This is a genomic window from Halostagnicola kamekurae, assembly GCF_900116205.1.
Lineage (GTDB): Archaea > Halobacteriota > Halobacteria > Halobacteriales > Natrialbaceae > Halostagnicola > Halostagnicola kamekurae.
On the sequence record NZ_FOZS01000001.1, the window covers coordinates 184450 to 209309 of the forward strand.

Annotated in this window: 24 protein-coding genes and 1 tRNA gene; 11 read left to right on the plus strand and 14 right to left on the minus strand. The window is 65.4% G+C overall.

Translation table 11 applies throughout. The annotated features are described in order from the left end of the window. Positions 1–19: 19 nt before the first annotated feature. A complete protein-coding gene (locus BM348_RS00905; RefSeq protein ID WP_092903514.1) occupies positions 20–1117 on the minus strand; it encodes a thiamine ABC transporter substrate-binding protein in 1098 nt (365 codons plus the stop codon). Positions 1118–1280: 163 nt separating this feature from the next. Here BM348_RS00905 and BM348_RS00910 point away from each other — a divergent pair, with 163 nt between their 5' ends. Continuing rightward, a complete protein-coding gene (locus BM348_RS00910; RefSeq protein WP_175507072.1) occupies positions 1281–1931 on the plus strand; it encodes a DUF5518 domain-containing protein in 651 nt (216 codons plus the stop codon). Positions 1932–1987: 56 nt separating this feature from the next. On the opposite strand, the gene BM348_RS00915 is transcribed toward BM348_RS00910, so the two are convergent. Both BM348_RS00915 and BM348_RS00920 read right to left on the minus strand, forming a co-directional pair. Next, a complete protein-coding gene (locus BM348_RS00915) occupies positions 1988–3475 on the minus strand; it encodes an ABC transporter permease (RefSeq protein WP_092900694.1) in 1488 nt (495 codons plus the stop codon). Next, positions 3472–4197, minus strand: coding sequence for an ABC transporter ATP-binding protein (locus tag BM348_RS00920; RefSeq protein WP_092903516.1), 726 nt, complete (start codon positions 4195–4197; stop codon positions 3472–3474). The genes BM348_RS00915 and BM348_RS00920 overlap by 4 nt, the downstream gene beginning before the upstream one ends. A 123-nt stretch (positions 4198–4320) precedes the next feature. Here BM348_RS00920 and rpiA point away from each other — a divergent pair, with 123 nt between their 5' ends. Continuing rightward, positions 4321–5055, plus strand: coding sequence for a ribose-5-phosphate isomerase RpiA (rpiA, locus tag BM348_RS00925; RefSeq protein ID WP_092900697.1), 735 nt, complete (start codon positions 4321–4323; stop codon positions 5053–5055). Positions 5056–5229: 174 nt separating this feature from the next. Here rpiA and BM348_RS00930 read toward each other — a convergent pair whose 3' ends face one another. Together BM348_RS00930 and BM348_RS00935 are read right to left on the minus strand one after the other, a co-directional pair. Beyond that, the gene (locus BM348_RS00930) at positions 5230–6075 is read right to left on the minus strand and encodes an ABC transporter permease subunit (RefSeq protein WP_092900700.1); all 846 of its coding nucleotides are present in this window, start codon (positions 6073–6075) and stop codon (positions 5230–5232) included. Further along, positions 6075–7007 carry an ABC transporter ATP-binding protein gene (locus tag BM348_RS00935; protein WP_092900703.1) on the minus strand — a complete coding sequence of 311 codons (933 nt, stop codon included), beginning with the start codon at positions 7005–7007 and terminating at the stop codon, positions 6075–6077. Before BM348_RS00935 ends, BM348_RS00930 begins: the two co-directional genes overlap by 1 nt. Positions 7008–7206: 199 nt before the next feature. On the opposite strand from BM348_RS00935, the gene BM348_RS00940 reads away from it, so the two are divergent. Further along, positions 7207–9729, plus strand: a complete 2523-nt coding sequence (locus BM348_RS00940; RefSeq protein ID WP_092900706.1) for a DEAD/DEAH box helicase — start codon at positions 7207–7209, stop codon at positions 9727–9729. Between the two features lie 25 nt (positions 9730–9754). Here the strand turns inward: BM348_RS00940 and BM348_RS00945 are convergent, their stop codons facing one another. Together BM348_RS00945 and BM348_RS00950 are read right to left on the minus strand one after the other, a co-directional pair. Beyond that, positions 9755–10534: an Sjogren's syndrome/scleroderma autoantigen 1 family protein gene (locus tag BM348_RS00945; protein ID WP_092900709.1), complete on the minus strand. Its 780-nt coding sequence runs from the start codon at positions 10532–10534 to the stop codon at positions 9755–9757. 82 nt (positions 10535–10616) lie between these two features. Next, positions 10617–11060 carry a TIGR00725 family protein gene (locus tag BM348_RS00950; RefSeq protein WP_092900712.1) on the minus strand — a complete coding sequence of 148 codons (444 nt, stop codon included), beginning with the start codon at positions 11058–11060 and terminating at the stop codon, positions 10617–10619. A gap of 169 nt (positions 11061–11229) precedes the next feature. Between BM348_RS00950 and mdh the strand changes: the two genes are divergently transcribed. Then, entirely contained in the window at positions 11230–12144 is a 915-nt protein-coding gene (gene mdh / locus BM348_RS00955; RefSeq protein ID WP_092900715.1) for a malate dehydrogenase, read from the plus strand. Positions 12145–12190: 46 nt separating this feature from the next. Here mdh and BM348_RS00960 read toward each other — a convergent pair whose 3' ends face one another. Further along, complete coding sequence (locus tag BM348_RS00960) at positions 12191–12664, minus strand: YciE/YciF ferroxidase family protein (protein ID WP_092900718.1); 474 nt, start codon at positions 12662–12664, stop codon at positions 12191–12193. A gap of 96 nt (positions 12665–12760) precedes the next feature. After that, on the minus strand, positions 12761–13006 hold the full coding sequence (locus BM348_RS00965) for a ferredoxin (protein ID WP_092900721.1): 246 nt from the start codon (positions 13004–13006) through the stop codon (positions 12761–12763). Positions 13007–13152: 146 nt separating this feature from the next. On the opposite strand from BM348_RS00965, the gene BM348_RS00970 reads away from it, so the two are divergent. From BM348_RS00970 to cgi121, 3 genes are all read left to right on the plus strand, one after another. Beyond that, entirely contained in the window at positions 13153–14208 is a 1056-nt protein-coding gene (locus BM348_RS00970; RefSeq protein ID WP_245779375.1) for a poly-gamma-glutamate hydrolase family protein, read from the plus strand. Between the two features lie 84 nt (positions 14209–14292). Then, positions 14293–16710 carry an ATP-dependent DNA helicase gene (locus BM348_RS00975; RefSeq protein ID WP_092900727.1) on the plus strand — a complete coding sequence of 806 codons (2418 nt, stop codon included), beginning with the start codon at positions 14293–14295 and terminating at the stop codon, positions 16708–16710. Continuing rightward, positions 16710–17267, plus strand: a complete 558-nt coding sequence (gene cgi121, locus BM348_RS00980; RefSeq protein WP_092900730.1) for a KEOPS complex subunit Cgi121 — start codon at positions 16710–16712, stop codon at positions 17265–17267. Before BM348_RS00975 ends, cgi121 begins: the two co-directional genes overlap by 1 nt. Positions 17268–17319: 52 nt before the next feature. On the opposite strand, the gene BM348_RS00985 is transcribed toward cgi121, so the two are convergent. Continuing rightward, positions 17320–18102: an iron-sulfur cluster assembly protein gene (locus tag BM348_RS00985; RefSeq protein WP_092900733.1), complete on the minus strand. Its 783-nt coding sequence runs from the start codon at positions 18100–18102 to the stop codon at positions 17320–17322. Beyond that, a complete protein-coding gene (locus tag BM348_RS00990; RefSeq protein ID WP_092900736.1) occupies positions 18102–19163 on the minus strand; it encodes an amidohydrolase family protein in 1062 nt (353 codons plus the stop codon). Before BM348_RS00990 ends, BM348_RS00985 begins: the two co-directional genes overlap by 1 nt. 151 nt (positions 19164–19314) lie before the next feature. Between BM348_RS00990 and BM348_RS00995 the strand changes: the two genes are divergently transcribed. Both BM348_RS00995 and BM348_RS01000 read left to right on the plus strand, forming a co-directional pair. Beyond that, the gene (locus BM348_RS00995; protein ID WP_092900739.1) at positions 19315–20358 is read left to right on the plus strand and encodes an NAD(P)-dependent alcohol dehydrogenase; all 1044 of its coding nucleotides are present in this window, start codon (positions 19315–19317) and stop codon (positions 20356–20358) included. A 151-nt stretch (positions 20359–20509) separates the two neighbouring features. Next, positions 20510–21922, plus strand: coding sequence for an oxidoreductase (locus tag BM348_RS01000; RefSeq protein WP_092900742.1), 1413 nt, complete (start codon positions 20510–20512; stop codon positions 21920–21922). Between the two features lie 10 nt (positions 21923–21932). On the opposite strand, the gene BM348_RS01005 is transcribed toward BM348_RS01000, so the two are convergent. The 3 genes from BM348_RS01005 to BM348_RS01015 all read right to left on the minus strand — a co-directional run bounded on the left by BM348_RS01005 (position 21933) and on the right by BM348_RS01015 (position 23202). Further along, entirely contained in the window at positions 21933–22670 is a 738-nt protein-coding gene (locus tag BM348_RS01005; protein ID WP_092900745.1) for a rhodanese-like domain-containing protein, read from the minus strand. A 123-nt stretch (positions 22671–22793) separates the two neighbouring features. Further along, positions 22794–22866 (minus strand) — tRNA-Gln (locus BM348_RS01010). 198 nt (positions 22867–23064) lie between these two features. Beyond that, positions 23065–23202, minus strand: coding sequence for a hypothetical protein (locus BM348_RS01015; protein WP_175507073.1), 138 nt, complete (start codon positions 23200–23202; stop codon positions 23065–23067). A gap of 118 nt (positions 23203–23320) precedes the next feature. On the opposite strand from BM348_RS01015, the gene BM348_RS01020 reads away from it, so the two are divergent. After that, positions 23321–23911 (plus strand): IMP cyclohydrolase, encoded by a 591-nt coding sequence (locus BM348_RS01020; RefSeq protein ID WP_092900750.1) that lies wholly within the window; start codon positions 23321–23323, stop codon positions 23909–23911. Between the two features lie 82 nt (positions 23912–23993). Next, positions 23994–24701: a metallophosphoesterase family protein gene (locus BM348_RS01025; RefSeq protein WP_092900753.1), complete on the plus strand. Its 708-nt coding sequence runs from the start codon at positions 23994–23996 to the stop codon at positions 24699–24701. Positions 24702–24860 lie beyond the last annotated feature (159 nt).

The window sequence follows — 24860 nt, forward strand, 5'->3', positions numbered from 1 at the left end:
GTCGCTCCGTGTCACGGTGTTACTGGGCGATCGTCCGTCCCCACTCGTCGACCCAGTCAGAGAGGTTCCCCTCGAGTTCGTCGTAGGTGAACGTGACCGATTCGTCGGGCTCGAGGGCGTGTTCGTAGAAGTCCTCGCCCAGATCGACGTGTTCGTCCGCGACCGCCGGGAACTGGACGTTCTTCTCGGCGATCGCCGCCTGGGCCTCGCTCGTGAGCGCGAAGTCTATGAACTCGTGGGCCAGATCGGCCTTTCCGCTGTCGGCGAAGACGGCCATCCCCTCGTGGTTTTCGTACCCCTTGCCGTCGAGAAACGCGACTTGATGGCGCGTGAGGTCGCCGCCCGCGTAAAAGACTTGATCGGTCGAGTAGGAGACGATGACCGACCGCTCTTCGTTGTCGTAGGGACCGTAGTACGTGTCGGTCCAGCTATCGCCGATCAAGGTGTCGTTTGCCTGCAGGTCCTCCCAGTACTCGAGGTAGCCGTCCTCGCCGTACTCGTCGATCGTCCAGAGCAGGAAGGCCCGCCCCGGATCGGAGCGCTGTGCATTCTGGACGACGAACTCGCCTTCGTACTCGCTCTCGAGCAGTCCCGCGAGCGTTTCGGGCGCCTCGACTGCGCTCTCGTCGTAGACGAGGCTGATGTAGCCCGTGTCGTAGGGAACCACCCGGTCGTCCGGGTCGCCGAAGTCGATGTCGTCCCGAACGCGGTCGACGTTCTCGAGTTCGTCCCGATCGATCGGATCGAACAACTGCCCGTCGAACGTCTCGTCGATGCGGACGAGGTCGTCGACGTTGAGCCCCAGATAGATGTCGGGCCCGATCTCGTTTCCCTGCTGGGCGTCCCGAATGTAGCGATTGATCCCGTTTTCGGGGGCCGTCCACTTTATCTCTGCGTCGGGATATTTGTCCTCGAACGCCTCCGTGAGCCACTCGGCTGGCGACGTCACGTCTTCGAAGTTCCCTTCGACGAAGGACGTGTAGGTCGCGATCTCGAGCGGTCCGTCCTCGTCCCCAGTTCCGTTTCCGTCCCCACCATTTTCGCGCGTCAGACAGCCGGCAAGTCCCATAGCGGCGGCCCCCATCCCGGCCGCGCGCACGAACGATCGTCGGTGCATTACTGGGTTGTTACACTGAGTGGTCTTAAGCGGCGTGATCGATCCGTTCACCGCTTTGGCGCCGGTACCGACGTCGTGGGGCATCTCCGCGCCCTCACTCCCTCGACTCGCCCGCCGTCGCCCACCGACTTTTTCTCAGTGGCCGTCGACTAGCGACTCGAGCATGGCTTCCGTACGGACACTCGTCAACGCGGTCATCGGCGCGGTCGTCGGCGTCGTCCTCTCCTTTCTCCCGATATCGCCGGCAATCGGCGGGGCGGTGGCCGGCTTCCTCGAGGGACCCGACGGCCGGGACGGACTCGTCGCCGGCACGCTAGCAGGACTGATCATGTTCTTGCCGATGGCCGGCATAGCGATGTTCCTGCTCGTTTTCTTCGGCTTCGGCGTCGGGTTCGTCGGCGTCCCCGCCAGCGGCGCCCTGTTCGGGCTGGTGGTGTTCGGACTGATCGCGGGGACGCTGTTCGTCACCATCGTCGGCCTCTCGATCCTCGGCGGACTACTCGGCGCGTACGTCGCGCGGGAGTACCCCGACAAACACGCCGCCTCGCGGGAAACGATCGGAATGGATCGAGGACCAGCCCATTCGACCGACGTGTCGTCGACCCCACGATCACCCTCCGACACGGCCGATCGGGTCGACCGCTCCGACGCCGATCGGGCCGACGACCGCCAGTCGGACTCCTATTGGGATCGTGACCGACCGCCGGTCACCGACGACCGCGAGGAACACCGGACCGGCTCTCGAGACGAGGCCGCCGATGAGCGCGACGACGGGCGAGATAGCGACGCTCGAGATGCCGACGATTCGCGATAGATCACCGGCCGATCGCCGGGCCGTCTCGATCACCGACCGCCTCGATCGCCGACCGCCTACTTGTACCGGAGCGCGTCGATCGGATCCGTCCGCGCGGCCCGCCAGGCGGGATACAGGCCGGAGACGATGCCGACCAGAACGCCGACGACGATGGCGAGCGCGACGTACTCGAGCGGGTAGACCAGCGGGAGGTCGATGTACCACGCGCCGAGATAGCCCGTCGCGAACCCGAGTGCGGTCCCGAGCACCGCGCCGACGAGGCCGAGGATCACCGACTCCATCAGGAAGAGGCCGAGCACGTCGCGGTTCTGCGCACCGACGGCTTTCATGATGCCGATTTCGCGCGTGCGCTCGGTGACCGACACCAGCATGATGTTCGCGATTCCGATCGAGCCGACGAGCAGCGAGATCGCCGCGATGCCGACGATGAAGCTCTGGAGCAGGTTCAGGATGTCCTGTACCTGCTGGAGGAGCTCAGTACTCGTCTCGAGCGAGACGACGAGATCGTCTCCCAGGAACTCGCTCGCGTCGGACTCGTCGCTCTCGAGGTAGTTCGTGGCGGCGTCTCGAGCGGCCTCGATGGCCGCGTCGTCGCTCGACTCGGCCTCGACCACGATGGCGGTGAACCGGACGTTTTCGGCGCTCGAGTCGCCGTCTGCCCCGTCCTGTATCGAGAGCGTGCGGGTTTGCAGGCCGCCAGTGTCAGTGTGACTCGCGGCTCCGTACCGTTCCGCGTTGCTCGTAGTAACTAGCTGTCCACCGCCGCTCGCGTTCGTCGGCTGTCCGCTGTCGTTCGCTCCCGTTTCGCCGCTTTGATTCGTCCCGCCGCTCTGATTCGCCCCGCCGTTCTGGCTGGCTCCGTCTCCCTGACTGGTTCCGGCGCCCAGTCCCGCAATCTGCTCCGTGTAGTAGGGGTCGGTCGGAACGTAGATTCGCGGCGCGCTCTCGAAGCCTTCGAACGGACTCAACCCCTCCGACGTCTCGGTGATTCCGACGACCTCGGTTTCGATCTCCTGACCGCCGAGCAGGGTGAGCGTGACGGTGTCGCCGACCGCCACCTCATCTTCGAACTGGCCGGCTGCAGCGGGGTTGAGCACCGCTTGGGTCTCCCCCATCTCGAACCGTTCGCCCTCTTCGAGATTGTCGTCCCCGATATACGACGGCCCGGACGCGACCACCCCGTCGCCCTGTGGGACCGTCTCGTTTCCGCTGGAGACCGTCTGCGCCTGTAACGGCGCGTAGCCGTAGGCCGCCTCGACCTCCTCGAGTTCGCCGACGGCCTCGAGGTCGCTCTGGCTGAAGATCGGCTGTCCGCCGGCACCCGGTCCGGCCTCGACGTCGGGATCTGCCGCCCAGCCGTAGAGGGACCGCTGGTCGTCGGGGCTGATGTCGCCGATGATACCCGCCTGCAGGCTCGCGCCGAGCGTGACGAACGCGATCACCGCCGCGATGCCGATGACGATTCCGAGCATCGTCAGTCCAGATCGAAGTTTGTGGCCGGCGATCGAGCGCCATGAGAGCCGCAGCGTCTCGAGGACCTTCATCTCTCCTCGACCCCGTCGAGCTCCTCGATTCGCTCGATCTCGCCGTCGAGCAGGTGGACGATTCGCTCGGCGCGCTCTGCGACGTGGCGCTCGTGGGTCACGACGATCATGGTCGTTCCGCCGCCGTGAAACGCCGCGAAGAGGTCGAGCACCTGCGACTCGGTCTCGGTGTCGAGATTCCCCGACGGCTCGTCCGCGAGGACGATCGCCGGGTCGTTCACCAGCGCTCGAGCGAGCGCGACCCGCTGGCGCTGGCCGCCCGAAAGCTCGTTCGGCAGGTGGTCGATCCGGTCTCCCAGTCCGACGCGCTCTAAGAGTTCGCGCGCCCGGTCGCGCCGATCGCCTCGAGAGATCCCCTGAAATAGTTGTGGAAGCGCGACGTTCTCGAGGGCGTTCAGCCGCGGCATGAGGTTGAACGTCTGGAAGACGAAGCCGACCTCGCTGCCGCGCAACCGGGTTCGCTCGCGGCCGGAGAGGTCGCGCACGTCCCTGCCGTCGACGACGACCGCCCCCGCCGTCGGCGTATCGAGACAGCCGACGAGGTTCATCAGCGTCGACTTGCCCGAGCCGCTCGGGCCCATGATCGCGGTGTAGGATCCGCGGGGAATCTCGAGCGAGACGCCGTCGAGCGCGTGGACGGGCTCGCCGAGCTGATAGGTTTTCCGGACGTCCTCGAGCGCGACCGCTACGTCGGGCTCCGAAATCGTCCCCGTGTTCGACATGGTGGTCTCCTCCACATCGTCGGCGAAAAACCTTCGCGGGTGTTCCACCGGGTGCAGACCGCTCGCCGTCGCCAGCGGACGGGAGGTGCAACGTTTTTTGCGCCCCCGCACAGTGCTCGAGACATGAAGCGCACGGGCGGCTCCGACGAGGCGAAACGCCGGGCGGGCGAACGCGCCGCCGCGGAGGTCGAAGACGGGTTCGTCGTGGGGCTCGGCACCGGCTCGACGACGGCCCACGCGATCAGGGCGATCGGCGAGGCGGTCGAGAACGGCCTCGAGGTTCGGGGCATCCCCACGTCCTTTCAGTCCCGACAGCTCGCGCTCGAGGTCGGGATCCCGCTCACGTCGCTGGATGCGGTCTCGAGCGTCGACCTCGCCATCGACGGCGCCGATCAGGTGGTCGACACCGACGACGGCACCGAGCAGGTCCTCGAGCGGTCCGACGCGGGCGACGGCGACCTGATCAAAGGCGGCGGCGCGGCCCACACGCGCGAGAAGATCGTCGACGCCGCGGCCGATCGGTTCGTCGTCGTGGCAGATCCTTCGAAGCTCGTCGACCGCCTCTCGGGACCCGTCCCGCTCGCGGTGGTTCCCGACGCCCACACGGTGGTCGCAGACGCAGTCCGCGAACTGGGCGGGGAGCCGTCCATTCGGGCGGCCGAGTGCAAGGACGGCCCCGTCGTCACCGACGCCGGCAACCTCGTGCTCGATTGTTCGTTCGGCCCGCTCGAGGATCCGGAGCACCTCGCGAGCCGACTTGCGTCGATCCCCGGCGTCGTCGAGCACGGGCTGTTCGTCGGGCGAACCGACGCGACCTACGTCGGGTCCGAGTCGGGCGTCGAGGTTCGCGAGTACTGAGCGACTGGCGGCAGGCGATTTTGGTGACGGGCGGTTATTGCCAGCGGACGGCTATTGACGACAGGCGACTCTCTCCGAGAGACGACTACCGTGGCGAAAGCCGATTGCTGACGAAGCGCCTCCCGACGAAAAGCGCCTATGCCGAGAGACGACCCCCTCAACCAAACGTGCGAGTCACAGGTCGGCGCCCCGGAACCGGCGGTGTCCGAACCACGTCGCGAACGCGATCCAGCCCAGCAGGACCGCGACGGCGAACGCCGGGCGCTCGTAGAACGCGGGCTCCTGGGGCGGTCGAATAAAGCCGATTCCGCCGAGGGCCGGGAATACGTCTGCGATCAGGTAGGTGTAGGCCGCCATCGGATTCAACGCGACGACGAAGGCGTACCACGCGGGGAAGGTCTCCGGATACGACAGGCCGTTGATAGCGTACACGACGAGGCGGGGGAACTGCGCCCAGATGTTGGCGGCGAAGATCACGAAGGTAGTGAACGCGGCGACGGTCGCTCGAGTCGCCGTTCGCGTCGTCGCCGATAGCAACACCGCGATGGCGGTGAACGTAATCGCGAGGAGGATCAACACGAGCGTGGACCCGACGAGGGTGACGGGGTCGATGGAGATCCCGCGGAAGTAGGCGATTGGGAGGGCGACGACGGTCGCGAGCAGTATCGCCGTCGTGATGAGGATACTGCGCCCGATCAGCGTCCCGAGGACGACCGTCTTCCGCGAGAACGGGAGCCCGAGAACGACCGTCAACGCGCCGGACGTCCGCTTTTCGACGAGCGAGGAACAGAAGAATCCGAGCACGAGCAGGGGCGTGAGCAACGTAAGCGGGGACGAGAGTTTCGTGAACAGTTCGACGTCCGCGGGGTCGATCGCCGGATTGGCCGTGGCGGTGTTAGTCACCCAGAACCCGACGAGCGCGTACAGTCCGAGGATCACCTGCGCCTGTCGCTCGCGGACGGTGTCGCGAACGTCTTCGCGAACGTACAGCCCCAGTCGCGAGCCGTCGTCGACCGCCATCAGGCGACACCCCGCGTGTAGTGCTCGAAGAGGTCGTCGAGCGACGTCTCGCTGGTCGTCACGTTCGTCACGTCGGCCGCCGACTCGTGGAAGGCGGCGATCACGGGCGCTTTCGCGTCGTTTCGACAGGCGACGACGACCGACGTTCCGTTCGTTCGAACGTCGGCGACGCCGTCGATCTCGCCCACCCGAGCGGGGACGTCCGACGGGACCGTCGACAGTTCGACCGTGACCTTGGCCGACTGGCCGGTCTCAGACCGGAGGCTCTCGAGGTTATCGACGGCGACCAGTTGCCCGGCGTCGAGGATACCGACCCGGTCGCAGACCGACTCGACCTGCTCTAAGATGTGACTCGAGAAGAAGACCGTCGCGCCGCGTGCGTTCTCCTCGCGGACGATTTTGCGCATGGTTCGTGCTCCGTTGGGGTCGAGTCCCGTCGATGGCTCGTCCAGAATCAGGAGGTCGGGTTCGCCGGCGAGGGCCATCGCGAGCATGAGTCGCTGGGCCATCCCCTTCGAGTACTCCTCGACGGGGTACTCGTCGGGCCCGCGCATGTCGACCCGCTCGATGAGTTCGTCCGGGTCGTCGTCTGCGTCCTTGGCGTCGATGGCAAACTCGACGTGTTCGCGGCCCGTTCGCTCGCCGATCGGGCCGTAGCCGTCGGGGAGCACGCCGATCCGCTCTCTGGCGGCGACGCTCTCGTCGGGGATCTCGTTGCCGAACACCTGAACCGAGCCCTCTGTCGGTTCGGCGTAATCGAGGAGGAGGTCGATCGTCGTCGACTTGCCGGCCCCGTTCGGGCCCAAAAAGCCGAATATCTCACCCTCGCGAACGGTGAGATCGAGGTCCTGTACGGCCGTGACCGAGCGGTTTCCGAAGAAACCGAAACTCGTGTACCGCTTGGTCACGCCGCTGAGTTCGATGGCGGCCATACTCGAGAGCGAGCGCCCAGGCACATAGACTTTATTATGCGTTGTCATTTGGGCCGGGTCGGATTTGGCCCGGTCCTGCTCGACGGATGCGTCCCTACAATCGATGGATGCGCCCATACAAGACGGACGGCGTACCGGCGGCGACCACTTTCACCCCGATACACGAATTCTTAACCGGGGCCGCCTCGAACCGACGGCAATGGCAGCGACGGACGAGGAGATCCCCTCCATCGATCACCCCCTGCTCGAGCCGGACTTCCTCGAGCGCCGACTCTATCAACTGAAACTCGCGGGCACGGCCGCGAACGACCACACGCTCGTCTGTCTCCCGACCGGGCTGGGCAAGACGACGGTGAGCCTGCTCGTGACCGCCCGCAGGCTTGAGGAGGTCGGCGGCAAGTCGCTCATGCTCGCGCCGACGAAACCCCTCGTCCAGCAACACGCGGAGTTCTATCGCGAGGCCCTCCAGATACCCGACGACGAGATCGTCGTCTTCACGGGCGACGTGAGTCCGGACGATCGGGCCGCGCTGTGGGACGAATCGACCGTCATCATGGCGACGCCGCAGGTCATCGAGAACGATCTCGTCGGCAGCCGCGTCTCGCTTTCCGACGTGACCCACATCACCTTCGACGAGTGCCACCGGGCGACCGGCGACTACGCCTACAACTACATCGCAGAGCGGTACCACGCCGACGCGAACCAGCCCCTCGTGACCGGGATGAGCGCGTCTCCGGGCGGCGACGAGGAGGCCATCCTCGAGGTCTGTGAGAACCTCGGACTCCACGAGGTCGAGGTGATGACCGAGGAGGACGCCGACGTGGCGGAGTTCACCCACGACACCGACGTCGAGTGGGAGCGGATCGACCTCCCCGAGGCGGTCATCGAGATCCGCGACGCCCTGAACGAGGTGATCACGGAGCGCCTCGAGAAACTCAAGGAACTCGGCATCGCGAAGTCGACCCAGCCCGATCAGTCCCAGAAGGATCTAAACCGGATGCGCGCCGAGTTACAGGAGCTGATCAACAACGACCAGTCGGAGGGGTTCAAAGGCATGTCCGTCCACGCCGAGGTGATGAAGCTCCGGCAGGCGGTGACGCTCGTCGAGACCCAGAGCGTCGAGGCGCTGCGGCGGTACTTCGACCGCCAGCGCAATCAGGCCCGATCCTCGGGCGCATCGAAGGCGAGCCAGCGACTCGTCTCGGACCCGCGGGTCAAAGAGTCGATGCGGAAAGCCGAGAAGTACGACGAACTCCACCCCAAGTATCGCAAGACGCGGATGCTGCTCGCCGAAACGCTCGGCCTCGAGGGCGGCGAGCGGGTCATCGTGTTCACCGAGTCCAGAGACACCGCGGAGGCGCTGACGGACTTCCTCGACGACAGCTTCGACGCCAAACGCTTCGTCGGCCAGGGCGACCGCGAGGGCTCCGACGGGATGACCCAGACCCAACAGCAGGAGGTGCTGAACGACTTTCGGGCGGGCGAGTTCGAGGTGCTCGTCTCGACCTCCGTCGCCGAGGAGGGCCTGGATGTCCCCGAAGTCGACCTCGTACTCTTTTACGAACCCGTGCCGACGGCGATCCGATCCATCCAGCGCAAGGGCCGTACCGGCCGCCAGTCCGAGGGTCGCGTCGTCGTCCTGATGGCAGAAGACACCCGCGACGAGGCCTATTTCTGGATCTCCCGACGCCGCGAGAAGGAGATGGAGAACGAACTGCGCGAACTGAAGGGGATGGCCGACGACTTAGAGGAGGAACTCGACGACGCCCAGCAGTCACTCGCCGCGTTCGAGAGCGGTGGCGGGGGCGGGGACGGGGCCGGGAGCAATAGCGGAAGTGCCACTGCGAGCGAAACCGAAGTGGAAGTGAACAACGGAACGCAGAAATCGCCCGATGGAGCTGCCTCTTCCAGTGGAAATGAGGGGGTTGCCGATCGGCCGGGACTGCGCGAATTCGACGGCGGCGACGGCGGTGATGACGGTGATGACGGCGACGGCGGTGACCGGACCGACGACTCCGCGGACGCCGAGGTCGAACCGCACGAGCCCCACGCCGAGGGCGACGCGATCGAGATTGTCGCCGACCAGCGCGAGATGGACGCGAACATCGCTCGAGAGCTCTCGAAACGCGAGGACGTCGAGATCCGCCTCGAGACCCTCGATGTGGGCGACTACGTGCTCTCGGATCGGGTCGTCGTCGAGCGCAAGTCGGTCGCCGACTTCGTGGACTCGCTGGTCGGGGGCGATCGGTCGGTCTTCGAGCAGGTCGGCGCGATGGCCAGACACTACTCCCGTCCGGTCGTCGTCGTCGAGGGCGACGGGCTGTACGAACAGCGGGACGTCCACCCGAACGCGGTCAGAGGCGCGCTCTCGAGTCTCGCTGTCGACTTCGGCGCGAGCGTGCTCCGGACCGAGGACGAAACCGACACGAAGGAACTGCTCGGCGTTATCGCCGGGCGCGAACAGGAGACGTCGGACCGCGAGGTCTCGGTCCACGGCGAGAAACAGAGCAAGACACTCGCCGAACAACAGGAGTACGTCGTCGGCTCCATCGCCGAAATCGGGCCGGTGACCGCCCGGTCGTTACTCGAGGAGTTCGGCACCGTCGAGGCGGTGATGATCGCGACCGAAGACGAGTTACAGGCCACAGACGGCGTCGGGTCGGTCACCGCAGAGCGGATCCGCGAGGTCGTCGGGAGCGACTACACCGGCTCTGGAAAATAACCGGCACAGAAGATTCAACGTCACCTCACCGCAACGCCGACAGCGCCTCGCTCGCCTCGCGAGCGGCCTCGAGACACTCTTTGGCGTATCTGGGGTCGTCCGTTTCGGCGGCCTTCCGTGCGAACCGCTCGAGGGATTCGACCAGCGCGTCTCGGCCGGCTTCGATGTCGCCCTCGACCGCGACGGGAGCGGAGCGGTCGTCGCCGGCGCGGGTCCGGGAGGGCGTTGTGCTCGGCGCGGTTCGAGGCGACTCGTCCCGGGTCTCGGACGGCTGTGCGGCCGGTCGGTCGGGGCTCGAGCGCTCGGTCGAACCGTCTCGAGGCTGGGCCGGCGATGTCTGCTCCGTCGCCGTCACACCCGATCGGTCGGCGGCTGTCTCGGACGCGTTGGCGGTCATCCCGGACGCGTCGGCGGTCGTCTCGGACACATCGACTGGCCCGGACGCATCGGCGGCTTCGGATGGGTTCACCGGCTCGGACGCATCCGCTGGCGTCGCGGTATCCGCCTCGGACCCCGCGGCCGGGGGTTGGCCGTCGGGAGCGCTCGCCTGTTGTGAATCCTGCGTCGTCGACTCGTCGGCCGGAGACGCCTCCACGCCCTCGGGGCTGCCGTGACAGGACGGACAGAAGGTGGTGCCGTTCTGCTGGAAGAGCGGATCGCCGCAGGTGTTACAGTGGGTGTTGGTCATCCGCGCCCCCTTGAGCAGGAGGTCGCTCATCCGCTGGGTCGCCTCCCGCTCGCGTTTGTCCTGCTCGTACTTCTCCCGAAGCTTCTCCCGCTCGGCTTCCTTGTCGAAGTCGCTCATACTCGTCTCAACGGGCTGGAACGTCGAAAAAGCTGCGAAGGCGGGGCAGGCGCGTTCGGACGGTCAATCTCGGTCGTCTCCATCAGCGAACGGCCCCCTCGAGCGCGGCGACCGCCGCCTCGGGTGTGTCGACAGTCTCGATTCCGGGGACCTCGTGCGTGTCGATCCCGACGATCGGGCGGTCGTAGACCTGCGCGAGGCCGATCTCAGAGAGCGTCCCCGCGCCGCCGGCCAGCGCGAGGACGGCGTCCCCGTTCATCGGGACGAGCGCGTTTCGGGCGTGGCCGAGCCCCGTCGCGATGGCCGTGTCGACGTACTCGTTGGCGTCGGCTCGTCGATCGGTCGGCAAGATCCCGATCGTCTCGCCGCCTTCGGATTTCGCGCCGCGACAGACCGCTTCCATCGTACCGCCCAACCCGCCACAGACGACCGTGTGGCCGCTCGCCGCGAGCGCTTTCCCGACTGCGACCGCGGTTCGCTCCTGTCCTCCCGTAATCGTTCCGCCGCCGACGACGCTCACGCGCATACTCGAGTTTCGACACCCCGTCCTATGATCGGTTCGGTCGTCGACGGTGTGTAGAGAACTCGAATGCTCCCTCGTTCACTCGACGACCATCGATCTGACGAGGGGTATCTCGTCCAAACCGACGGGTTTCGACGGATTTAACGCGTGGGATGGTGCACCATTACGTGGTATGACGAAAGTTAGCGTGGTCGGCGCGGCCGGGACGGTCGGGGCCGCCGCAGGCTACAACATCGCGCTTCGAGATATCGTGGACGAACTCGTCTTCGTCGACATTCCGGACAAGGAAGACGACACGATCGGACAGGCGGCCGATACGAACCACGGCGTGGCCTACGACTCCAACACGGTCATCCGACAGGGGGGATACGAGGACACCGCAGGCTCGGACGTGGTCGTCATCACGGCGGGCATCCCGCGCCAGCCGGGACAGACCCGAATCGACCTCGCGGGCGACAACGCGCCGATCATGGAGGACATCGGCTCCTCGCTCGCGGAGCACAACGACGACTTCGTCACGATCACCACGTCGAACCCGGTCGACCTGCTCAACCGGCACCTCTACGAGACCGGCGAGCGCGCACGGGAGCAGGTAATCGGCTTCGGCGGCCGACTCGATTCGGCTCGCTTCCGGTACGTGATCGCCCAGCGCTACGACGTTCCCGTCCAGAACGTCGAAGCTACCATTCTCGGCGAGCACGGCGACGCGCAGGTGCCCGTCTTCTCGAAGGTCCGGGTCAACGGCCGCGACCTCGAGTTCACCGACGACGAGAAGGCGGAACTCCTCTCGGAACTCCAGACCTCGGCGATGAACGTCATCGAGAAGAAAGGCGCGACCCAGTGGGGGCCGGCCACCGGTGTCGGTCACATGGTCGAGGCCGTCCTCCGCGATACGGGCGAAGTGCTACCCGCGAGCGTAAAACTCGAGGGCGAGTTCGGACACGAGGGGACCGCCTTCGGCGTCCCCGCCAAGCTCGGCGCGAACGGAATCGAAGAGATCGTCGAGTGGGACCTCTCGGAGTTCGAGCGCAACGAACTCGGCGAGGCCGCGGAGAAACTCTCGGAACAGTACGAGAAGATCTCGTAGGCGTCCCGTCCCGTTGGAGCGATTTTCGTCGGTTCACCACCGACTCCTAGTAGCTCTCCGAGAGGTCTCGGAGCGTCTCGAGTCCGTCCTCGGCCTCCAGTTTGTTCTGCTCGAGGGCGTCGGTGCCGTCCGCATCGAGGTCGATTCGGTCCGCGAGCACCAACAGCGCCTCTAGCTGCGTGATCTCGAGGCGCTCGACCGCTTTTCCGGTTTCGGTCGTCTCGAAGTCCGCGAGATCCGACCGTTCTATATCGGCGACGACGGCCTCGTGGACTTCGAGGATGCCCTCGAGCGTCGCCGGGTCGCGGCCGGACGGCTCGGCGTTTATCGCGTCGAAGACGTCCTCGGCTCGATCGCGTTGCGCTCGAGTGGCCTCGTGATGACTCGCAAAGAAGTCCGCGACGTCCTGGTCGGTCGCGTTCGACGCCAGTTCGGGCTGGAGGTCGTCGAGCGCGTTTTGTACGCCGTAGTACTCCTCGAGTTTCCGCTCGAACAGCTGGCGCTCGCTTTCGATGGTCATGGGTCTCGTGCAACGACTCGACTCCGGCGCAAATAGCTGGGACTTTCATATTCAGCACGTCGACCGGAGCGTGAGAGTCAGGAGAGAACCGATCGATCAGGGAATCAACTGCTCGCCGTCGTCGTCGTAGATCGTAATCGCGTCGACGGGACAGGTCCGGGCCGCGAACTTCGCGTCGAGTTCCGCATCACCGGGAACGTCGCGGACGAAGATCCCTTCCGTTTCCTCCTCGCTGCCCTCGAGAACTGCTTTGCCCGCCGACTTGTCTTTCGAGAACGCGTCCCACTCGGCGACACACTGGTACATTCCGATGCACGTGTCCTCGTCGAATTCGACTCTCATGCTCGAAGGTTCGTGAGTCACCGACATACCGCTTCCGGACCGGATTTCGAGCCAGAACAGAGATGACAATAGTAATACAACTAGCCAGTAAATTAAAATGAATACGATATAGGTTTGGTATTATAATGTCCGAGAAGGAAGGATATTTGGGAGACCGTACCACAGAGCAACGATACTCGCGGCGGCGGATCGTCGCGGGTGCCGGCGGAATCGTCGGCGCTGGCATACTGGGAGCGGGCGTACAGACTCAGATCGTTCGCTCACAGGAAGCACCGCCGAGCGGAACCGATACGGACGTCTACGCGGAAGGCTGCGAGGACGTCGATCACTGGGAACTCACGCTCGAGGAGGCGAACGAAGACTGGAGTGCTCGAGCGGATCCGAGTCTGTACTGTTCGGTCCCGTGTTCGTTGACCGATACCGACAACGTCGCGATCGGCCAGCAAGTCCGGATCGGCAACGGAACCGGCGAGTTCGAAAACGCGGTCTACACCGTCGCGTCGGAACACGAAACCGATGAGACGCTCTGGCTGACCGCGAGCGGGCTCGACCGGATCGACGCGAGCGACTCGGAGACGGTAACACTCGGGTCCAGCGCGATCCATCCGAGCTACAACACCCGTCAAGGCGGGGAGCTCAACGACGAGTACGTCGAATATCTGGTCAATGGCGACGATGGCGGCGACGGGAACGACGTCGTCGTCCTCGCACCCCACGGTGGCTACATCGAGTACGGTACCGACTTTCAGGCGGAGCGGGTCGCCGAATCGATCGGCGCGACGGGGTGGATCTGCTCGGGCTTTAACGCGGGCGGCGGCGGGTTCGACCGCTGGCACACCTACTCTACCGAGATCCACCGGCGATCGTTCCCCGAACTCGACTCGCTGCTCGAGCAAGAGTTCGAGTGGGGCGTCGCCTTCCACGGCTATTCGAACGGTGAGATACTGGTCGGCGGTACTGCAGACGAGTCGGACAAAGCGATCGTCGTCGAGGCGATCGAAGATCTGCTCCCCGATCAAACGGTCACCGTCGTCGAACGCGACGCTACGGAGTACACCGGGGCGAACCCGGAGAACGTGCTCAACGATCTCGCACCGATCGGCCAGACCATCCAGATCGAACAGCCCACCGACGTCAGAGAGAGCGACTGGTCGGTCGTCGCCGATGGCGTCGTCGACGCCCTCGAGACGATCCGCGGGTGACACGATACATTCGAGACGATCCGCGAATGGGACGACTCGCTCGGAGACGATAGTTTAAACCGCGGGACGGCACAAGAGCGTGTAATGAACGTCGAGGAGCTGTCGGGGCTCCCGCCCGGGGCGCTCGAGCACTTTCGAGACGAGGGTATCGAGGAGCTGTATCCGCCCCAGGCCGAGGCCGTCGAAGCGGGGATTCTCGAGGGGGACAGTCTCGTCGCCGCGGTGCCGACCGCAAGCGGGAAGACGATGATCGCGGCCCTCTCGATGCTTTCGGCCGTCCAGCGCGGCGGAAAAGCGCTCTACATCGTGCCGCTTCGCGCCCTGGCCAGCGAGAAGAAGGCCGAGTTCGACGCCTACGAGGAGTTCGGCGTGACGACCGGCGTCACGACGGGCAACTACGAGTCGACCGACGAGTGGCTCGCCACGAAGGACCTGATCGTCGCGACCAGCGAGAAGGTCGACTCGCTCGTGCGAAACGGCGCGGACTGGCTCTCGGATCTCACCTGCGTCGTCAGCGACGAAGTTCACCTCATCGACGACCGGAACCGGGGACCGACCCTCGAGGTGACCCTCGCCAAACTCCGAGAACTCAACCCAGGCCTCCAGACGGTCGCACTCTCCGCGACGGTCGGCAACGCCGACGAGATCGCAGACTGGCTCGAGGCCGACCTCGTCGACACCGACTGGCGGCCGATCGACCTCCAGATGGGGGTCCACTACGGCAACGCACTGGAGTTTCACGACGGCTCCACGAGGGAGGTTCCCGTCGAGGGCTCGGAGAAACAAGAAGCCGCGCTCGTCCGCGACATCCTCCAGGAAGGCGGCTCGTCGCTCGTGTTCGTCAGTTCGCGTCGAAACGCCGAGGCCGCCGCACGGCGACTCTCGCAGGTATCGAGTCGCGAACTGACCGACGAAGAGCGATCGAAACTGTCGGAACTCGCCGACGACATCCGCAACGTGAGCGACACCGAGACGAGCAAGGACCTCGCAGACTGCGTCGAGCGCGGGGCCGCCTTCCACCACGCGGGGCTCGCGAGCGAGCACCGAACGCTCGTCGAGGACGCCTTTCGGGACCGTCTGCTCAAGATGATTTCCGCGACGCCGACGCTCGCGGCGGGAGTCAATACCCCGGCTCGCCGCGTCATCGTCCGCGACTGGCGTCGGTTCGACCCCACCGCGGGCGGCATGTCTCCCCTCGATGTCCTCGAGGTCCACCAGATGATGGGCCGTGCCGGCCGGCCGGGGCTCGATCCCTACGGCGAAGCCGTTCTGCTGGCGAACAGCCACGACGAACGCGAAGAGCTGTTCGAGCGGTACGTCTGGGGCGAACCCGAACCCGTTCGATCGAAACTCGCAGCCGAACCCGCGCTGCGCACGCACGTCCTCGCGACCATTGCCTCCGGTTTCGCGCGAACTCGCGAGGGGCTGCTCGAGTTCATGCAGGCGACGCTCTATGCGAGCCAGTCGACAGAGGGAAGCCGACTCGAGTCGGTCACCGACGACGTACTCGAGTACCTCGAGTCGAACGACTTCATCGAGCGCGAGGGCGGAGCGTCGACAGCAGGATCCACGGAGACCGATCAGACCGTGGAGGCCGCAACTGACGCGTTCGTCTCCGCGTCGGAACTCACGGAGGATTCAGACGCCGGGAGCGATGGAGCCCAAGCGGCGGACAGCGCCGCGGTCGACCTGACCGCGACGAGTCTGGGACACACCGTTTCGCGGCTCTACCTCGATCCGATGACCGCCGCCGAAATCGTCCACGGCCTCGAGTCCGCGGACGATCGGCCGACGGCGCTCGGGCTCTATCAACTCATATCGCGCACGCCGGACATGTACGAGCTCTACCTCCGCTCCGGTGAGGACGAGACGTTCGGCGAACTCTTCTACGAGCGCGAGCCCGAACTGCTCGGCGACGCGCCGAGCGAGTACGAAGACGCCCGATTCGAAGACTGGCTCGCGTCGCTGAAGACGGGCAAACTGCTCGAGGACTGGGCCGACGAACAGGATGAAGACCGGCTCACCGACGAGTACAAGATCGGGCCGGGCGACCTCCGCGGGAAGGTCGATACGGCGGAGTGGCTGCTCGGAGCGGCCGAATCGCTCGCGAACGAGATCGGGAGCGAGTGGACCGTCGCGGTCCGGGAGGCCCGCGCCCGCGTCGAACACGGGGTGCGCGAGGAACTGCTCGAGCTCGTCTCGGTTCGGGGCGTCGGCCGCAAGCGCGCTCGACAGCTCTACGACGTCGGCATCGAAGGCCCCGCGGACCTCCGAACCGCCGACAAGGGCGTCGTTCTCGCGGTGCTCAAGGGAGAGAAGACCGCGGCGAACATCCTCGAGAACGCCGGCCGCGAGGATCCGTCGATGGACGGCGTCGAGCCCCGGACCGATCTCGAGGGCGTCGAGGTGAGGACGGACCGTGGCGGGAGTCGAGCGACGACCGACGGAAACGGCGGGACGGACGAGCCCGACGACGATCAAGCCAGCCTGGGTGATTTCTGATGGAGGTGCTCGAGGGCCGACTCGCGGTCGAGGATCTCGACGCGTTCGTCGCTCGACTTGGCGAACTGAGTGAGCGACACGAGGTAACGATCCAGGCGTTCGACGCGACCTATCTCGCGGGTCGACGCCACCTCGAGCGATCGGTCGAACTGGCCGACCGCGCGCTCGAGCGCGGCGAGAACGTCGCTCGCGATCGGGCGGTCGAAATCCTGCTGTACACCGCCGGCCGCAGACAGATCGACCGCGCGCTCGAGATGGGCGTGAGCGAGGGCAAAAATCGCGTCGCGGTGCTGTTCGATGCCGGTCCGGACGGCGAGCCGAGCGCGGAAGCGCGCGCCAGCGAGGCGTTCGAAGACGCCGAACAGTTCGAGCCCGAGCCGACGATCGCGACGGCCGCGGAGAGGGGGCCTGAGACGCCGGACGAGACGCTCGAGACGCCGAACGAGGAAACGCTGCAGACGTACTTCGATATCACCGACGCCGAGCGCGCGGCGACCGACGCGAGTCTCGAGGACCTGGTCTGCGAGCGGGTCGCGCTGCTCGAGGTCGAAAAGTAACCGGCGATCTCTCGCCGGTTCGAACCACTTGACCGCTCTTCGATGCAGTCGTTCAGTCGTCGCCCTCGAACCGAGCGCGTCTGGATTCGTTCAACGCATCACAGATGCCGCCCTGCCCGGACATGTTGACCTGCGCGAGTCGGCCGCGTCGGTGGACGAGTTCGAACTCGTCGGAATCGATCGGCTCCCCTTCGGGTGTGCGAAAGAGAACATCGTCCGGGTTAGCCCCGATCCCCGCCTCCTGTGCTTTCTCGAGGTAGCTCTCGATCGGTTCGAGCGGCGCGGTCGCGGTAAATCCCCGGTCGGAAAGCTCGATCGCGGCGATGCCGGCCGACTCGTCGCGCTCTATGTCACGCCGCCGCAGCGAAACGATTCGGGCCGGCTCGAGGCCGACTCCCAGCAGCGCTTCGATCGCGTCGTACTGGCGGCCGACTCGAGCCTTCTCGTCGAGTTGGGCGCGAACGTCCTCGATTTCGCCGTCGGCGTCGGGGAACGCGGCCTCGAAAGAGCGGCGCTCGTTGACGCCCCGATTGATCTCGGTCTCGTGGAGGTGTTCCTGCAGGACGATTTCCGCAGTCTCGACGCTCGAGAGCGCTTCGACGGCGTCGCGGGCGTCGGTCGCCATCATCCAGGCGAACGCCGGCGAACACCACGCCGTTGGAAGGGTGAATCGGACCGTCACCCGCGACCCGTCGATCTCGATCTCGTCGACGTACTCGAGGTCGACGATCGAGCGGTCGAGCTCGGGGTCGGTCACCCGCCGGAGACGATCGCGCACGGTGGCCCGATCCGGGCCGTTCGAGGCGTCGTGCGGCGTGCTCGAGTTCGACGCCATCAGTCTGCCGCTGCCGGTTCGCCGCCCGCGTAGTGGTCTGCCAGTTCGAACGTCTCGGTGATCTCGTCGTCCCGGAAAGCTCGTTTTTTCTCCTCGATGTCGATGTCGTAGAGTTCGGCCGCGTTCTCGCCCATCACCTTCCGTTTGGTCTCGAGGTCCCACTCGACGCCGTACTCGGCGCGGTGTTCCGGCGTCAGTTCGGCTTCGATCACTTCCTCGACGAGCCAGTCGGGGTTCCAGATAGCGTAATCCGAACCGAAGAGGACCCGGTCCTCACCGAGCCACCAGAGCAGTTCTGACATGATCTCGGAGAACTTGCCGGGTCGATTCTGGGCGAACGGGGCGGCGACCGCGAGCCCGCCGTAGACGTTCGGCTCCTGACCCGCAATCCAGCAGAAATCGTCGAGACGCGGGAGACCGACGTGCTCGACGACGAAGTTGAGGTCGGGGAACGACGACGCGGCGTCGTCAACGTCCTTGACGTCGAACGCGTCGCGATTGAGCGGACGGATCGTCGGCCCCTTGTGGGGGTGGACGTTCTCGATACCGAGTTCCGCGCACTTCTCGAGGAAGCGAAACGCCTCTTCGCTGTCGAGTCGCCAGCCTTTCGAGTCGCCGCGCCACTCCGCGGTGTAGAGTTTGACTCCCTGCAGGTCGTAGGTCTCGTCGAGTTCCTCGAGGTACTCGAGGCCCTCGTCGCCGTCGCGCGGGTCGAAGGTGCCGTTGAGGACGAACCGCTCCGGGTACGCCGTCGCGAGTTCGGCGTTCTGTTCGGTCGTGTTAAAGCCCTCGTCGTAGAAGTCGGTCAGGTACGTCGGCTGGAAGATGGCCATGTCCGCAGCCGCGTTTCCGAACAGGTCCTCGAGCATCCGTTCGCTCCCGTACTGTCGATACTCATCGATATCCCACTGCAGTTCCTCCGGCGTGAACGACGTGTGGTAGTCGTAGAAACACTGGATGAACTGTTCGCCGCCCTCGTGGATGATGTTCTGCTCGCTCGCGTCCCACAGATGGACGTGCGAGTCGATGACGAAGATGTTCTCGCCGTCGTGGTGATACATTGTACATTGTTATTTATTATCATTACCCATCACTCTTTTTCAGCGCTGGGAGAAAATATCGCTATATGAACGTTCACAGGATTTAGAACGTCGTTGCACCGCGAACGAACGAAGGGTTTTGGCGGAGTACGGTGAACTGTCACAGAGTACCATGCAAGCAGCACGCCTCCACGAGTACACCGAGGAAATGAGCGACGCGCTTACCGTCGAGGATATCGATCGACCCGAACTCGAGCGCTCCGATCACGTGCTCGTCGAAGTCGCCGGTGCGGGCTGGTGTCAGACTGACAATCACGTCATCGAAGGGATGTGGACGGAGTACGTTCCACAGGAACTCCCGATGACGCTCGGCCACGAGAACGCGGGCGTCGTCGCCGAAGTCGGCGACGAGGTGACGCTGGTCGAGGAGGGCGACCCGGTTATCTGTCACCCCGTTCAGACGTGTGGTATCTGTCGGCCCTGCCGCCTCGGCGAGGACATGTACTGCGAAAACAGCACATTCAATGGGCTCACGACCGACGGCGGGTTCGCCGAGTACCTCCAGACCAACGAACGCGCGGTCATCCCGCTGCCGGACGGGGTCGATCCGACCGAAATCGCGCCCCACGCCGACGCCGGAATCACGGCCTATCACGCCGCGAAGAAGGCGGTCCGCGAACTGAACCCCGGCGACACCGCCGTCGTCGTCGGTATCGGCGGCCTCGGTCACATCGGACTGCAATGTCTCGAGGCGATGAGCGCCGCTGACGTCGTCGCCGTCGATATCAAAGACGAGGCACTCGAGCTGGCCGAACGCCTCGGCGCGACCCACACCGTCAACTCGAGCGAGGAGGATCTCGGGCAAGTCGTCGACGACCTCACCGACGGCGACGGCGTCCAGCAGATCCTCGATTTCGTCGGCTCGGACGAGACGGCGGGCTACGGGACCGAAATTGCTGCCGCGGGGGCCGACCAGCACGTCATCGGCTACGGCGGCCACATTCACGAACCGTGCCAGGCGCTGGTCGACGGCGAACTCTCGCTCAAGGGAACGCTGGTCGGGCGCTACGCCGAACTCCAGGAACTCGTCGCGCTTGTCGACCGTGACCTCGTCGAACTCCACACCAGCCGATACGACCTCGGCGAGATCAACGACGTCGCCGAAGCGCTCGAGCACGGCGAGATCGAGGGGCGGGCGGTGATCCTGCCGCCCTGAACTCTCGGACGCGAGGCTCTTGTTCGCATCGTAAGCGGGCTCGACACGTGGTTTGGTCTCGCCCGCGGCATGAACTGGACACGGTTTCGTCTCGCTCGTGAGGCGAACCGACACCACGCTCTTGTCGCCGCCGCCCGAATCGAGGATACGTATGGCAACGCTCGAGGATCCGATCGACATCGGCGGCGTGACGGTCCCTAACCGCCTCTACCGCGCCCCGCTACTCGAGTGCGCGGGGAACGGCCCGGACGCCGTCGACGTGCTCATCGACGATCTCGAGCCCGCTGCGGCGTCGGGGGTCGGGCTCATCTGCCAGGGCGCGACCGTCGTTCGTGGCGAGGGCGGCTGTGCCGCGCCGGGGATGACCCGCGTCCGCGATCCCGAGTTCGTCTCTCGACTGTCGCGGCTCACGGATCGGATTCGCGACCACGGGAGCCGGATTTTCGTCCAGCTCGAGCACGGGGGCCTCCGGAGCATGGAAACGTGGCACGCCGAGTACCGCGCGGAGAACCCTGCCCTCGAGCAGCTCGCGGTCTCGCGGCCGCCGTGGCAGCTTCGGGCGCTCGATCGGTTGGGGTTGCTCTCGTTCGATCCGCACGTACTGAGGACCGACGAAGTGTACGAACTGGCCGCGGACTTCGGGCGGGCTGCCAGTCGTTGCGTCGAGGCGGGCTACGACGGCGTCCACCTCGCCGGCGCGAACATGGGCATCATCCAGCAGTTCCTCTCGCCCTTTTACAACCGCCGCGAGGACGAGTTCGGCGGCGGTCCCGAGGCCCGCCTCGAGTTTCTCGCACTCGTCCACGACGAAATCCGCGAGCGAGCGGGCGACATTCCGCTGGTGACGAAAGTACCGGCCGAAATCGCCGCGCCGCCGTGGCCGATCGTCGACCGACGACTGTCGCTCGAGGACGGGATCGAGATCTGTCGCCGGCTCGAGCGAATCGGCTACGACGCCGTCGTCCCTGTCACAGCGTCGGTCGTCTGGGACATGAGCATCGTTCGCGGGGCCTACCCCGACCGAGCGTGGGAGAACGAGGCGATGCGTGCGGGGTACGACGCTGCGTTCGGCGGCCCCGCTCGCCGCCGGCTGGTGGCCGCGGCGAACTGGGTACAGTCCCTGCAGTACGACTTCGAATCGGGCTGGAACGAGCCGTTCTGTCGACGGGTCCGTGAGGCGGTCTCCATCCCGGTCCTCGCGGAAGGGGGAATTCGAGAACGGGAGACGATGGATCGACTGCTCGGGGGGTCGAGCGATCGGGGGACAGGTTCGACTCGAGGAGCGACCTCGAGCGGGCGGGGGGACTCGACCGACCGAGCCGTGACGAGCCAGTCCGAACCGCCAGCCTGCGACATGGTTGGCATGGCCCGGCCGTTCTACGCCGAACCGAAACTGGGTGCCCGACTACTCGAGCCCGACTCACCCGCCGCTCGCGTGCTGTGTGAAAGCTGTAACAACTGTACCGTGCCGCAGGTGACCGGCGCGCCCGGCATCTGCCGAACGCCGTCTGTGCTCCGCGATCGGGGGGAACTCGAGCGGGCAGGTGCCTACGAACAGGACTGATTACGGTCGCTTAGCTGTCGGCGGTGACCGGTTCACTCGTGAACTCCTCGAGCGTGCCCTCGACGGTGTAGTCGGGTGCCTCGACGATCAGTTCGGTCTCGGCGGTGACGTCCGGGAACCGGATCTCGGTCTCGTAGGTACCGTCGGGCTGGATCGTCGCGACTTCGTAGTTGCTTCCCTCGAGCGTGGAGATATCGACGTACTCGCCCGCGTTGGACGCATCGGCTTCGCCTTCGATCGCGTGTGTTTCGACATCCGCGTTCTGGTCGTTGCGTTCGGTCGGGTACTCGGCGTCTTCCCACCCGCCGTACCCCTCGTCGATCGCGTACACGTTCTCGAATCCCTCTGATTTGAGCTCCGCGGCACGCTGGCCGGCGAGCGTGTGCGGACAGCCACAGTACGTGACGATCCGCGTGTCGTGTGCCCACTCGTCCGTGGGATCGGTCCCGTCGCCGCCGACTGCAGGGCTGTAGACCGCGCCGGGAATGTGGCCGGCATCGTACTGGCCCATTCCGCGCGTATCGACGAACCGAGCCTCCTCGTTTTCGTACCACTCGTAGGCCTCGTCGACGGGGACGAGCGGAACTTCCTTCCCCACGAACGTTTGCGTTTCGTACCCCGATTCGTCGCGATCGGTGTTCTCGTCGCCATCGCTATTCGTCCCACCGATTCCGATGTCGTCGAGACATCCTGCGACGATTGCCAGCGACCCGCTCCCGGCAACGGCGAGAAACGAACGCCTATTCATACAGTCAGCTACAGAACGAATTCAAATAGGTGTTCCGGTGGATCGTACTCTCTCGGCACCCCCTCGTTTCGACTGGAGAACACGCTACTACGTCCTGACGGTGCTCGAGTTGAAACGGAGAAGTAGTCCATCCTGGATTCGAACCAGGGTCTCGGCCCCCAGAAGGCAGAAGGATTGGCCACTACCCTAATGGACTTCGTGCGACCATTAGTTGGGGTGGACATAGTTTATCGCTTTCGGTTTGGCATCCGCGAATGCCGGGAAGGGACCGGGATCGCGAAACGGTGATATGCCACGGGGTGACGAACGGACTCCATTCGACTATTCTTTCATCGATCGGCTATCGGACTGTTCGAATCGTAGACCTCCAGTCCAGCGGCGGCCTTCCCCTCGTTCACCTTCCCATTGTTCGGATGATGGTCTCCGAGGCGGGGGTCAGACCGAGCGACTCGTACTGCGCTTTCGACGGCGACTCCTCGAGTCGGTCGGCAGCCTGCTCTAACGCCGCGATGCAGTCCTCGACGGTCGTCACGGGCAGTCTGGCCGCGAGTTTGCATACAACCGATCGGCTTCGGGGTGTCTCCGTGGAGGAGTGCGAATCGCGAGTCCGAACCGATACCCCTTTTCCGCCTTCGCGCGCACCCTCGAGTATGTACGTTGGACGCTTCGTCGTCGTCGGCCCCGACGTTGGTGCCTACCGCGTTTCCTCGCGGTCGTTCCCGAACCGGAAGATAACCGCTCGAGAAACGGCGTTGACGGTCGGACCGACCGACGACGCGCCGGAGACGGACAATCCGTACGTCGCCTACAACTGTCTGCGCGTCGTCGAGACGCCGACGGGAGAGACCGCCGCTTTCGGCAACGGCTCGCACGTCGATCCGATCGCGGAGAAACTCGAGCGAGGGTATCCCGCTCGCGACGCCCTCGCGACCAGCCTGCTCGCGTTAGATTACGAGAAGGACGACTACAATACACCGCGAATCGCCGCGACGATCGGCGACGACGGCGAGGCGCTGATCGCGACGGTTCGGAAGGACGCCCTTCGCGTCGAGAGCGTCGAGGAACCGACGCTGGTGGCGACCTACGAGACGAACGCTCCGGAACCGTTCGCGTTCGAAGCCGCGAGCGCCGAGGAAGCCGCCAGCGAGGCCTACGACCTCGAGTTCGAACACGCCGTCTGCGCGGCGGGCGTCGCCCGCACCGACGACGGGTTCGAGACGGCGATCGAGAACGGCGAGTGAGGACGGAGACTGCGGGACCGTCACTTCTGGAACCGTCGGAACCGCAGGAAGCCTCAAACGGCTCGAGCGAGTTAGTCGTCCCATGAACGTCGGGCTCATCTCCGACATCCACGGTAATCGAATCGCCCTCAAGGCCGTTCTCGAGGACATGCCAGCGGTCGACGAACTGGTCTGTGCGGGCGATGTCGTCGGCTACAACCCGTGGCCGGCCGAGTGCATCGAGGCCTTACGAGCGGGTGCGATACTCAGCGCCGTGGGAACGCGGGCTGGCGCGCCCCGCGACCGCGACGTGCCGACGGTGCTCGGGAACCACGACGCGGCGGTCGCCGAAGGGTCGGCGTTCCGGTTCAACGGAATGGCCCGCGCGGGCGTCGAACACGCGCGGTCGACGCTGACCGACGACCAACGCGACTGGCTTGCGGCTCTGCCCGAGGAACGCCTCGAGTTCGACGACCGACTGAAACTCGTTCACGGTCACCCCGACGATCCGGACCGGTACACTCGTCCAGAGGACTTCTCGCCGCGATTGCTCGAGGACGAGGACGTCCTCGTGCTCGGACACACCCACGTCCAGCACGTCGAGACCTACGCCGAGGGGATCGTCGTCAATCCGGGCAGCGTCGGGCAGCCTCGAGACGGCGATCCGCGGGCGGGCTACGCTGTCGTCGACCTCGATGCCATGACTGTCGACACGCATCGCGTCGAGTACGACGTCGAGAGTGTGCAAGCGGCCGTCGAGGACGCCGGGCTTCCCGATCGTATCGGGACCCGACTCGCTCGCGGGAAGTGAGGCCGTAAACAGTTCGACCGCGGTCGCGAGAGGAACGGAGCGCGGGAATCGCGCTTTCTCGAGGAAGCGACCCCGAAGGGGTTTTGACCCGTCCGTTCGTGAGGTGCTGATATGGTATCCGCCAGCCACACCGGCCGTATCGACGGAACTCGACCGCGG